The following is a 12,135-nucleotide window of genomic DNA, read 5'->3' on the forward strand; positions in this document are numbered from 1 at the left end:
ATTCGCCCTTATAAACAATGCGTTTGATACCAGGATTGGGTGAGAATGACATACAGCAGGTCAACGTTCAGGTGTTTGCCTGGGTCGGTAAGTATCTCGTTGAATGCCTTCAAAACCCGTGTGTTATCAATTAAACCCAAGCCCTGTAACCCTTCATGTGATAGCAGAGATATTAATTCATCTGCATTCTGCCTTACCAGGCTGGCAAAGTGCTGGTCGAAAACAACTTTAGTTTGTTTCCAGCACACTTCATCCGGTAAATGACCGTTCATGCTTCTGCGCAACAGCCACTTAGGGTACTTGCCCTGAATTAATAACTTTTCGGGAATGGCGAAACTGAATTCAATCACTTTAGGGTGAAAGAAGGGGTGGCAAACCTCAATACCATAAGCCTTTGCCAAATGTTGATAGGACCGCAGAGAGTTGTAGGTAGACGTACGATGAAGGCTCTGATAGCGGGCAAATTTAGCGGGGTTAAAACGTTTTGAATAGGGGTTAACGAAATAATCATTCTGATTAACCGAAGCAGAAGCTGCATCTACTGCCGTAGGCGTTAACCAGGCGGGCCAGTCAGATTGCGGGGTCTTTCCTCGCAGTAGGTTCGCTGTGTTCAACAAAAAGCCAGGCAGGAATGGCTTCAAAAAAAGCCGGTAAGCTGTTCTGGTAAACGAGACGTTAAGTTCCTTGCTGCTTCTAAAAACCTCGGGAACCACTTTTACATCGCCCCGCATAAATCGTGACGTATAAACAGAACTATGGCCCCAGCATATTTCATCACCGCCATTGCCGGTAAATAATGTGCTGGCACCGTGCGTATTCAGAAGTTCCAGTTCTTCAATGTATTGGGGCGCATGAACAATGCCCGGGTTGTTGAAATCCGTCGGGTATCTTTCAGAGAAAGATAAAGAACGGTTCAACTCATTAATATCAATAAAGTGAGCGCCCGCAGGTTTAATTCGATCGATCATTAGCTGAATTAAATCAGATTCATCGCAATTAGCCTTTTCAGGGTACTGATGAGATATTGTATGGAAAGGTAGGTTTCTTTCCCGGCATATCTTTGCTGTCAGATAACTAACGGATGTTGAATCCATCCCGCCGCTCATTTGGCTGAATACAGTGCCTTCAGCGTTTAGAAGGTGCTCCTCTACAGTTGCTTGTAATAAGGTCAGGAAATGATGTTCATATTCAGTGGTCTGAGCGAATCTGATTTGTGCGTTTGGGTCGACATCCCAGAATTTCTCCAGCGCTAAGCGCCCGTTTAAAATAGAAAAGCTATGCCCGGGGGGAATAGCCGTCAGCTCTTCAAACATTGGCGCGTGAGGGTCGGGTTGGCCGGCTAGCCAACAGGCTAAGCTGGATTTATTCGGCGTAAATTTAACGCCGGGTATATGTTTTAAAAGCCGCGCATCGGTTGTTACAGCAGTCAGCCCCTGAAACTGAAAAACAAATAATAAGCTGCTATTAAAAGGGGAGAGCGCACCCTGGATGCCTCCAGTTTTTGGGTCACGCACACAGTAACTGAATTGGCCTGTTAAATGATGCGCCATGTTGCCGCCCCACTTCTGATAGGCGGCGTGGATTAAATCATGTTGCGGCTTAGTACCATCTGAGTAAGCCGGAATGCTTGCGTTCTTTTCATAAAGCGATGAGTTTAGGTTTTGTTGAACACTGCCAATGGCAACAAGGCCGATGGCTTCAGTTGGAGTGTTGGTATTTTTAACAGTGCCGTTTTTTTGATCAAGCTCAAAAGCTAAACAAGCAACACCAGTCTGGTCTGCTTGGGCAATGACGGGTAAAGCCGAATCGGGTGGGCAATGAAATGCTTTACGCAGATGGTCACGAATGTTTTCTAAATTGTGCCTATTGCCAGTTAGCAAAATGAAATCTTGCATGGATTTCCCTATCGCAATCCTATTGAGTGCAGCGGCCAAGAATACTGCAGTGCTTCACAGAGTTTCAAAATTTCATCAAACTGTAAAGGCAGGAATGTACAGTTTATTGAGCTATGTAACATTCAAGTTTTAACAGGCATGGTTTAATCCGCGGCTGTTGGTTGTTTCTACAGGTTGGAATAAAAGAAACAAAGAAACGAACGCTATGTGAGTTATCGCTCAATTTTGGAGCATCGTTCAGCAAAGCATAGGAAAAACGTCGGGATATTTTACAGCTTTATAAAATATTCCACGGTGCATTAGCCTAAGTTATTGTTTTTAAAGGCTTAAAATATTCTGGATTGGTTTTTGCTTTGCGATACCTAAAATGAGCAATTAGAAGTTGCAAATCACAAAGGAAGTTAAATTCTTCACCTTGAGAGGAATGATATGAATATCAGTAAATGGACGTTAGGGAGCGTATTTTGTGCCCTGGTAATGTTTAGTTCAGGGGCTAACGCAACGCTTCTGGATTTTGAAACAACTGTAACCGGTGCCGATATGGCCGGCATTTCCGTGACCGCAATCTATACAGATGGCACCAGCGACACGGTTATTTGGAGTGCAACCGGTAGCGAGTCTGGTGGTGTTAGTGAAACTAGCTGGTCATTAACTCAGGAAGGCTCAACCCTAGGTGAGTATGATTCGTCTACAGATACCATCTACGGCCTTTGGACTTTCACCAGTGACGGAAGTGTTGAGAGTTTAATCATTGATACACTCGATACCGGTATTGTTTTCGACACGGCATTCATCGATGATTTAAGTGACGATACCAATGGCAGTGGTCAGGGGCGCATTTTCTCTGAAGTTGATGTTGATGCTTCTACTCTGCTAGAAGGTGCGTCATCCAGTTATTTTGCAGGCTACAGCGGTCTGTTTTTGGAAGAGCTGTTCACGACACTGACTCTGGATAGCCTAACTGGCGTAACCACTCTCACGTTCTGGGCTGATACCGATGCGTATGTTCCCGAGCCTTCAACGCTAATGCTTTTCGGCGCTGGCCTGTTCGGCTTAGTGGCTTCCCGTGCAAGGAGCAAAAAATGGATAGCAATGTAATGAATAGCAACGAAAAGAAGAGCAAAGAGCTGAAAGCGTACTCTTCTCCAAAGTTAGTAAAAGCAGGTAGCCTGGTAGAGCTAACCCAGGGCTTTTCCGGAAGTATTCCGGATGAGCAGGGTGGCCATACCAAACGGAATCCATTTGTTGGCTAGCTAATACTCTAAATTCAAAAGTGCGGCATGGAGGCTGCTTCTTGGCATTTTTGCTGCATTTTCCCGTATGAATCTACTTTATTCTTTGCCGCTGCATGGTGTGGCTTGTGAGCCTTATTGTCTCTTCGAAGAGCATGAGCAGCGTTACAGGCTGCGTGTTAGAGAGCAGCGGCTGCCCGCAAGGCAAAAAAGAGAGGCCGATTGGCTGCTCACCGATAAGGGCGAGCGCTATGAAACCAGAGTGGAGTTGTACACGGAAGCAAATGCCGATTTTCTGAAAATCGATTGCCAGGGTAAGGGTAGTTTTGAAATTACCGATGGCGAAATAGTAATCGACTGGGATCAGGGCGGAACAGATTCCAATCATTACTTCCAAACAATGGCGATAGCCTTGTGGCTTGAGCGTAAGCGCGTGCAGTGTGTGCATGCCAATGCGCTATCGCTCACCGGTACGAATAAAGCAATCGCTTTGCTGGCACCCAGCAGAACAGGAAAAACCACGCTTACAGTAGCGCTGGCCGGCAATGGCTTTGAAATGATGACAGACGATATGTTAGCTCTGCATCAATCAAGTGCAACTGGCAACGCACAGTGCACCGTAGAGGTTTACCCTGGCTGGCCCGAAGTGAGGCTTTGGCCAGACAGCCTGAAGGCCAGTGGGTTTAATCTGAAAAATACAGATAAAGTTCACGAGCAATTCTCTAAGGTAAAGCTGGCCGTTGAAGGCAGAGATTCTGCAAAAAAGCGTTTAGAAACAATCTACTTTTTGAACCGTGTTGAGCCGGGTGAAAAAAAATCGGATAGCGAAGTTATTAAAGATTCGGTGTGCGAAATAAAACCAATGTCTAAGTCGGTAGCGTTGGTGCAACTATTGCAAAACAGCATGTTAGGCAGCGCTTTTCAAAAAATTGGGTTGGAAGAAGAGCGGTTCCAGGCGCTGAGTAACGTAGTCAATAGCGTACAAATGAAGCAGGTAAATTTTAGATCTGGGTTTGATCATTTAGATACGGTTTGTGAAATGATCAAGCAAGATGCAAAAGGCTAACCCAGTGGTTGTGCAGCATAAGTTGCCAATAACATTCTAAGTTTTTTACGCGTTATTGGTTTGTGTTGGGTTAGTTAAACCGGGCGATCAGGTGAGGCTGCAGCAGCAGTCTGCAGTGAGTAAGCTCTGTTTAAGCAGTTTAATGGAAGAGGGTGCTTAGAATGTTAAGTAAAAATGGAATGATCAAGAATAACGTGAATAAGTTTGCCATCGTCTATCGGTTGGTCGATTTAGTTGTTATTCAGCTAGTGTTACTTCTTATTATTACCTCCTATCATCATGCGGTTTTTGGTGAAAATTACTTGTTAATCGCTCTGCTTTGTTCAATGTGTTTCATGCTATCAGCAGAGTCTTTTGCACTTTACCGTTCCTGGCGGGCAGGGTTCTTTCGACAAATCGCTTTTTATACCTTTATTTCCTGTGTTATCGCTGCCTCTTTGGTCATGGCTTATCTGTTTTTCACTAAAACGGGTACTCAATTTTCCCGAATAACGCTGGGTTTATGGTTTGTAGGAACCTATGCCTCGTTAATCGGTTGGCGCTTTGCGTTTGCTTTGTTCTTAAAGCGAATACGGGCAGCCGGCAGAAATACCCGGTCGGTCGCCATTATTGGTTTGGGCGATATTGGTGAGCAGCTCATTCATGAAATAGAAAAGAACCCATCAACGGGTTATCGAATTCAGGCCGTATTTGACGACCGTTCTGTTGAGCGAGTGAACCCATCAGTTAGCCAGCATTTGCAAGGCAGCATTAAAGAAGGCGTAGAGCGCGCCAAGCAGAATGAGTTTGAAGTTGTGTATGTGGCCCTGCCTATGAAGGCGGAAGAGCGCATTCAGGAAATTCTCTATTTACTGGGCGATACCACCGCTACTGTTCATCTGGTTCCTAATCTGTTCGTTTATTGCCTAATGAGCGCTTCTATGTCGCATGTGGGCGAAATGCAAACCATCAGCGTATTCGATAACCCAATGCAGGGTTCCAGTGCTGCACTGAAGCGCGCAGAAGACATTCTAATATCACTCATGGTGCTGTCTGTAATCGCAATTCCAATGTTGCTTATATCCATTGCCATTAAAGTTACATCTCCTGGCCCGATAATATTCAAGCAAGATCGCTATGGCTTAGGTGGCCGAAAAATTAAAGTCTGGAAGTTCCGCTCTATGACAGTGACCGATAATGGTGCCAACGTAGTGCAGGCCAAAAAAGGCGATGCCCGAATAACGCCGGTGGGCGCGTTCTTAAGAAAAACTTCATTAGATGAGCTACCGCAGTTTATCAATGTACTGAAGGGCGATATGTCTGTTGTGGGCCCGCGGCCACATGCTGTTTCGCACAACGAAAGCTACCGTAAGCAGGTAAGTTATTACATGCTGCGACACAAGGTTAAGCCAGGTATTACCGGTTGGGCCCAAGTGAACGGCTGGCGGGGTGAAACAGATACCGTAGAGAAAATGGAAATGCGTGTAGAGTACGATCTGGACTACATCAAAAACTGGTCACTATGGATGGATTTCAAAATAGTGCTTTGGACTTTTTATAAAGGGTTTGTCGGCAAGAATGTTTACTGATTCCTGTTGGTCATTGAATGCAAACTAAAGACGATACACTGCCAATATTAGCGCTTGCCTGTTGGGATGAAGAGCAATTCAAACGAAGGGTACCTTCTAATATTGAAGGCGTACTGCAACTGGCATTTCAAGAAGAAACAAAGCACTGGCGTGTTTTGCCCTTAATTCATCAAAATTTAATTAAGGCAGGTTTATTCAGCCAGTTAAGCCCTGAACTTCAAAGTAAGCTTAAAGCAACAACGCAAAAATCTGTGGCCAATAACTTGGCTATGAAAAGCCAGCTGGCCTCAGTTTTGGCTCTATTTAAAGCGAACGAAGTACCCTGTATTTTGCTGAAAGGTATGGCATTTTCCGGCTGGATTTATGACGATGCCTACCCCAGAGGTTCAAGGGATATAGACATGCTGGTAAAAGAAAAGGATTTCGAAAAAGCCAAATCCCTTCTGCAAGAAATAATGGATAGCTACACAGCCCCCGGCGCCGGGCCGCTCATTGGCCTATATGAAGAGTCATTTATACCCAAGGGTAAATCGGGTATGGCTATCGACCTGCACAAATCCATTACTTACCCGCAAGTATTCAATATTGATGAATGCCAATTGTGGCAAAGAAGCCTGGAACACCCTAATTATTGCAGTGAGTACGTCAGAGTTTTATCGAAAGAAGACAGCATCATCCACCAGGCTATTCATTGCTACCGGGATTTTGATTTCAACAGATACTCACTTGTCGATTTTCACTGCCTTAAAGAATCTCACGATGTCATCTTCGAGAGCGTTGAAGCCCGCGCCAAGGCGCTAGGCTGCTCTAAAGTGCTCTCGCTGTTTTTAGCATCCTACAGTGTATTGGAAGGCTCGGTGAAAGGCGGCATAAACAGCCAACACTCAAAAGGTGTTGATTTCAAACTAGTTGAATGGTTAATGAAGACTAAAAGGCAAACGCGAAACTCATTTGTATCGAGAGTAGTGCAGGCCATACTGCTTTACCTGTTACCCGATAACAAAAGAGGCGTTATCAGTCTGTATAATCGTTTTATCTCCAGGTCGGTTAAGGCTTATTAGTAAGGTGTTTAAGGTTAAATAGTGGAATTCCAGGCTTGAATTCACGGCCGGTGGTAACAGTCAATTGAATGGCTAAATGAATATCGTATAAATATTTGTTTTTAATTGAACATCGATTTTAAGAGTACAGATAAGGAATGAAGCGTATCCCAATCATTAATATGGAAGTTGATGTTGTAAACATCGCATCAGCCGTTAAAACCGTTTCAGACTGGTCTAAAGAAAAAGCGGGCCGCTATGTTTGTGTTTCAAATGTCCATATGTGTATGGAAGCTTTTGATTCTCAAAGTTTTAGAAGCGTAGTAAACGGCGCAGATATGGTCATCCCCGATGGCAAGCCCATATCAATAGCCCAAAAGCTATTAGGCCAAAAACAGGCGGATCAGGTGCGTGGGCAAGACATTATGAACGCACTGTGCGCACTCAGCGGCGAAGAGAACCTTAAAATAGGCTTCTACGGTGGCAGTTCCGATTCTGTTTTGAAACAGGTAGAAGGCAACCTAAAAGCCAGCTACCCGGGAATTAACATCACTTACGCTTACTCACCGCCTTTCCGGGCACTCACAGCTGACGAAGATAATGAAGTTGTAGCCACCATTAACAGCAGTGAAGTCGATGTGTTGTTTGTGGGTATTGGCTGCCCAAAACAAGAAATTTGGATGGCAGAGCACAAAGAGAAACTAAATTGTGTGATGCTGGGTGTGGGTGCCGCATTCGATTTTATCGCAGGCAACAAAAAACATGCACCGCGTTGGATTCAAAAAATTGGGTTTGAATGGCTGTTCCGTTTGCTTTCTGAACCTAAGCGCTTATGGAAGCGTTACTTCAAACATAACCCCCGTTATATTTGGTACTTTATGCAGCAATGGCTGTTTAAAAGAGCATTTGATTAGAAATTAAAAGGAGTTTGCTTTGGCTAAAGTTGCTTTAATCACCGGTGTTACAGGTCAGGATGGTTCATACCTGGCGGAATTCCTGTTGGAAAAGGGCTATGAAGTTCATGGTATTAAACGCCGGTCTTCATTATTTAACACCGAACGCGTAGATCACATCTACGAAGACCCACACATAGAGAACGCACGCTTCAAGCTACACTATGGCGATTTAACCGATACCTCAAACCTAACGCGTATTCTGCGGGAAGTTCAGCCAGATGAACTGTACAACCTGGGCGCGCAATCGCACGTAGCGGTTTCTTTTGAATCCCCTGAGTACACGGCAGATGTAGACGCAATGGGAACACTGCGTTTGCTGGAAGCCATACGCTTTTTAGGGCTGGAAAAGAAAACCCGGTTCTATCAGGCTTCTACTTCAGAGCTATACGGCTTAGTGCAGGAAATACCCCAAAAAGAAACAACACCTTTTTACCCGCGCTCGCCTTACGCCGTAGCAAAGATGTACGCCTACTGGATAACGGTAAACTACCGCGAGTCGTACGGTATTTATGCCTGTAACGGCATATTGTTTAACCACGAATCACCCCGCCGTGGTGAAACCTTTGTAACCCGTAAAATAACCCGAGGCATTGCCAATATTGCACAGGGCTTAGAGCCTTGCTTGTACCTGGGCAACATGGACTCGCTGCGGGATTGGGGCCACGCAAAAGATTATGTACGCATGCAGTGGATGATGCTGCAACAAGACCAACCAGAAGATTTCGTTATTGCCACCGGTAAGCAGATTTCCGTACGTGAATTTGTACGCATGTCTGCACAGGAAGCAGGCATCACGCTTGAGTTTTCTGGCGAAGGTGTCGATGAAATTGCCACAGTAACCGCAGTAAATAGTGAAACAGCACCAGGCGTGAGCGTAGGCGACGTAATTGTGAAAGTAGACCCACGCTACTTCCGACCAGCCGAAGTAGAAACCCTACTGGGCGACCCTGCCAAAGCTAAAGAGAAACTCGGCTGGGTACCGGAGATCACCGTTGAAGAAATGTGCGGTGAAATGGTCGCATCAGACCTTCAGGTAGCTAAGCAGCATGCATTGTTGAAAGAGCATGGTTATAAGGTTTCGGTGGCTAAAGAATGATAGTAGATACGAGATTCTAGATGCGAGATGCTAGGGGAAAGATACGAGATTTTAGATGCGAGATTTTAGATACGAGATTCTAGGGAAAGATACGAGATTCTAGATGCGAGATTCTAGCATCTAGAACCTAGCATCTAGCATCTATCTCCTCGCATCTAACTAAAAAGGAAAAGCAAGGATGCTTTACGAAAACCTGGATGTATGGAAGCGAAGCCGAGCAATGTCTGTAGCTGTTTATAAAGAGCTAGACAATTGCCGTAACTATGGCTTTAGGGATCAAATAACGCGTTCAATGTTATCGGTACCTAGCAATATTGCAGAAGGCTGCGAACGTTCTTCACTGAAAGAACGAATCCGATTTTTGGATATTGCTAAAGGATCTTTAGGTGAATTCAAAACTCAAGCAGGCATTGGAATTGATGCAGGCTTTTTGAATCCGAATATTGCAGCACAGTGGCTAGATGAATCTTCAGAGCTAGCCAAAATGCTATCAAGTTTAATTGAATCAATAAGGAGAAAGGGGTAGAGCTTTAGAGATTAGATACTAGATACGAGCTACTAGATACGAGTTACTAGATACGAGTTACTAGATACGAGTTACTAGATACGAGAGCCTAGATCTAGCACCTAGCACCTAGCACCTAGCATCTAGCATCTAGCATCTAGCATCTAGAATCTAACACCTAGCATCTGCCCTTCAACTATGAAAAAAGTATTCGTTGCTGGCCACCGCGGCATGGTTGGATCCGCCATCGTACGTCAATTGGAATCCGATCAATCAATCGAGATTGTAACCAAATCTCGCTCAGAACTGGATTTAACCAATCAGCAGGCTGTGAGTGACTTCTTTCAGCAGGAAGCGATCGATGAAGTTTACCTTGCTGCGGCGAAGGTCGGAGGCATACATGCCAACAACACCTACCCAGCCGAGTTCATCTACGAAAACCTAATGATAGAGTGCAACATTATTCACTCTGCATTCAAAAGCGGAATCACCAAGCTGCTGTTTTTAGGCTCTTCCTGTATTTACCCCAGAATGGCCGAACAGCCTATGGCGGAATCTGCCTTGTTAACGGGCACGCTGGAACCGACTAACGAGCCGTATGCCATCGCCAAGATCGCGGGCATTAAATTGTGCGAATCTTATAACCGGCAGTATGGCGTAGATTACCGAAGCGTAATGCCCACTAACCTTTACGGGCCGCACGATAACTTCCACCCGGAAAACTCCCACGTAATACCCGCCCTTATACGCCGCTTCCACGAAGCCAAGATGAATGGCGACGCTAAGGTAGTTGCCTGGGGCAGTGGTAAGCCTATGCGAGAGTTCCTGCATGTAGATGATATGGCCGCAGCTTCGGTATTCGTTATGAACCTGCCAGAAAGTACCTATCAAGAGCATACACAGCCAATGTTGAGCCACATAAATGTAGGTACGGGTGAAGACTGCACCATCCGTGAACTGGTAGAAACAGTAGCAGCCGTTACCGGCTTTAAAGGTGATATCGAGTTTGATAGCACTAAGCCAGATGGCGCACCGCGTAAACTGATGAATGTAGGTAGATTGCATTCCCTGGGTTGGCAGCACAGCTATAACCTGAGTGAGGGTTTAAAGCATGCTTATGACTGGTTTTTGGAAAACCAGGACAAGTTCCGAGAGTCTTAATATTTTCTAGCATCTAGCATCTAGCATCTAGTAACTACTTTGTGTAATAGGTAAGCATCGAGCCATATGAAAGCAGCAAATAGAGTCATTAAGAATACAGGAATATTGTACGTTCGGATGGCGATTACGGTATTCATATCTCTTTATGCAACTCGAATTTTACTGGCATCTCTTGGTGCTAATGACTTCGGTATTTTTGCTGTAATTGGTAGTGCAGTTGCGATGCTGGGTTTTCTTAATGCGAGTATGTCTTCTGCAAGTCAACGTTTTATGTCATATGCGCATGGTCAGCGAGATGAGAATAAGCAGATAGCAATCTTCAATACCAGTTTTCTGATACACATAAGTATTGGCGCTATCATGGCTTTAGTTTTGGAGCTAATTGGCCTGTTTCTATTCAGTGGGTTCCTTGATATTGACCCGGACCGTTTGGAAATTGCAAAAATAGTCTATCACTTTGTGGTGATTAGTACCTTCTTTACGATTATCTCAGTGCCTTACGATGCTGTAATTACCGCCCGTGAGAATATGCTGTTTTTTGCTATTTTAAGTACACTAGAATCACTTAGCAAACTAGCAATTGCGTTGTATGTTTCATATACATCATCTGACAAATTAGCTGTTTACGGGCTACTAATGGCCTGCATGATGGCTATTCTGTTTTTAGTGAGAGTTCTATATTGCCAATCGAAGTATTCTGAATGTCAATTTGCACCAAGAAAGTATTACTCACGCCCATTATTTATTGAAATGCTATTTTTTGGAGGGTGGTCGTTATTAGGAAGTGCATCCACAATGATTGCTTCCTACGGGCAAAGCATCGCTATAAACAAGTTCTTTGGAACTACTGTCAATTCAGCTCAAGGCATTGCATTACAATTAAACGGTCAAGTATGCGCGCTTGGCACAACCATGCTTAAAGCCTTAAACCCTATGCTTGTCAAGAGTGAAGGAAGTGGGGCGCGAGAACAAATGCTAAAGGCCTCTCTAGCTGGTAGTAAATTTGGTTTTTACCTCCTTTGCATTTTATGTGTTCCTGCGATAGTGGAGATGCCATTCATTTTATCCTTATGGCTTAAGAATGTTCCTCAGTATGCAGTCGCTTTTTGCAGCCTCTTACTTATAAGAAGTCTTGTAGAGCAGTTATTTATAACTTTATTTGAATCTATTAAGGCCGTAGGAGACATTAAGGCATTTCAAATTACATTGTCCTTCGTCTCACTCTGCCCGCTAGTTTTGTCATGCTTAGCATTTTACTATTCAGCACAACCATGGTCCCTTTACTTAATATTCATAATATTTTCTTTAGTGAGAATGGCGGTCGCATTATATTTTTGTTCAAAGAAATGCGGCCTAATCATTAGTGATTATGTAAGCTTGGTTATACTTAAATGCTTACCCATAGCCATCATTACTTTTTTTATAGACTGGTGCATAACGCTAATGTTTAACGAAGGTGTTCTAAGGCTTCTATTTATATTTCTAACTTCAAATTTAACGTTGCTAATACTAGTTTCGATTTTAGGGTTAACTCACGCGGAAAGAATTAATTTAAAGTCTCTACTGAGCAGAAGACTACCCTTAATACGCCGAAAACACTCCCAAAGTTAAAAAAG

The 12,135-nt window shown here is 44.1% G+C and carries 12 protein-coding genes; 10 read left to right on the plus strand and 2 right to left on the minus strand.

What is annotated here, in order from left to right; genetic code table 11:
- Positions 1-8: 8 nt before the first annotated feature.
- Complete coding sequence (locus BCF53_RS16585) at positions 9-1,895, minus strand: asparagine synthase-related protein (RefSeq protein ID WP_132703415.1); 1,887 nt, start codon at positions 1,893-1,895, stop codon at positions 9-11.
- 429 nt (positions 1,896-2,324) lie between these two features.
- On the opposite strand from BCF53_RS16585, the gene BCF53_RS16590 reads away from it, so the two are divergent.
- Both BCF53_RS16590 and BCF53_RS16595 read left to right on the plus strand, forming a co-directional pair.
- On the plus strand, positions 2,325-2,993 hold the full coding sequence (locus BCF53_RS16590; RefSeq protein WP_132703417.1) for a PEP-CTERM sorting domain-containing protein: 669 nt from the start codon (positions 2,325-2,327) through the stop codon (positions 2,991-2,993).
- Entirely contained in the window at positions 2,978-3,148 is a 171-nt protein-coding gene (locus BCF53_RS16595; RefSeq protein WP_132703419.1) for a lasso RiPP family leader peptide-containing protein, read from the plus strand. Before BCF53_RS16590 ends, BCF53_RS16595 begins: the two co-directional genes overlap by 16 nt.
- Positions 3,149-3,221: 73 nt before the next feature.
- Here the strand turns inward: BCF53_RS16595 and BCF53_RS16600 are convergent, their stop codons facing one another.
- Positions 3,222-3,575, minus strand: coding sequence for a hypothetical protein (locus BCF53_RS16600; RefSeq protein WP_132703421.1), 354 nt, complete (start codon positions 3,573-3,575; stop codon positions 3,222-3,224).
- On the opposite strand from BCF53_RS16600, the gene BCF53_RS16605 reads away from it, so the two are divergent.
- From BCF53_RS16605 to BCF53_RS16640, 8 genes are all read left to right on the plus strand, one after another.
- Positions 3,570-4,193 (plus strand): hypothetical protein, encoded by a 624-nt coding sequence (locus BCF53_RS16605; protein WP_132703423.1) that lies wholly within the window; start codon positions 3,570-3,572, stop codon positions 4,191-4,193. The genes BCF53_RS16600 and BCF53_RS16605 overlap by 6 nt on opposite strands.
- Before the next feature lie 179 nt (positions 4,194-4,372).
- Positions 4,373-5,761, plus strand: a complete 1,389-nt coding sequence (locus BCF53_RS16610) for an undecaprenyl-phosphate glucose phosphotransferase (protein ID WP_207902762.1) — start codon at positions 4,373-4,375, stop codon at positions 5,759-5,761.
- A 17-nt stretch (positions 5,762-5,778) separates the two neighbouring features.
- On the plus strand, positions 5,779-6,822 hold the full coding sequence (locus tag BCF53_RS16615; protein WP_132703427.1) for a nucleotidyltransferase domain-containing protein: 1,044 nt from the start codon (positions 5,779-5,781) through the stop codon (positions 6,820-6,822).
- Between the two features lie 137 nt (positions 6,823-6,959).
- Positions 6,960-7,715, plus strand: a complete 756-nt coding sequence (locus BCF53_RS16620; protein ID WP_132703429.1) for a WecB/TagA/CpsF family glycosyltransferase — start codon at positions 6,960-6,962, stop codon at positions 7,713-7,715.
- Positions 7,716-7,734: 19 nt separating this feature from the next.
- Positions 7,735-8,853, plus strand: a complete 1,119-nt coding sequence (gmd, locus tag BCF53_RS16625) for a GDP-mannose 4,6-dehydratase (RefSeq protein WP_132703431.1) — start codon at positions 7,735-7,737, stop codon at positions 8,851-8,853.
- Positions 8,854-9,031: 178 nt separating this feature from the next.
- Complete coding sequence (locus BCF53_RS16630) at positions 9,032-9,379, plus strand: four helix bundle protein (RefSeq protein WP_132703433.1); 348 nt, start codon at positions 9,032-9,034, stop codon at positions 9,377-9,379.
- Positions 9,380-9,556: 177 nt separating this feature from the next.
- Positions 9,557-10,519 (plus strand): GDP-L-fucose synthase, encoded by a 963-nt coding sequence (fcl, locus tag BCF53_RS16635; protein ID WP_132703435.1) that lies wholly within the window; start codon positions 9,557-9,559, stop codon positions 10,517-10,519.
- Positions 10,520-10,585: 66 nt separating this feature from the next.
- Positions 10,586-12,130 (plus strand): lipopolysaccharide biosynthesis protein, encoded by a 1,545-nt coding sequence (locus BCF53_RS16640; protein ID WP_132703437.1) that lies wholly within the window; start codon positions 10,586-10,588, stop codon positions 12,128-12,130.
- Positions 12,131-12,135 lie beyond the last annotated feature (5 nt).

The organism is Reinekea marinisedimentorum (assembly GCF_004341165.1).
Taxonomy (GTDB): domain Bacteria; phylum Pseudomonadota; class Gammaproteobacteria; order Pseudomonadales; family Natronospirillaceae; genus Reinekea; species Reinekea marinisedimentorum.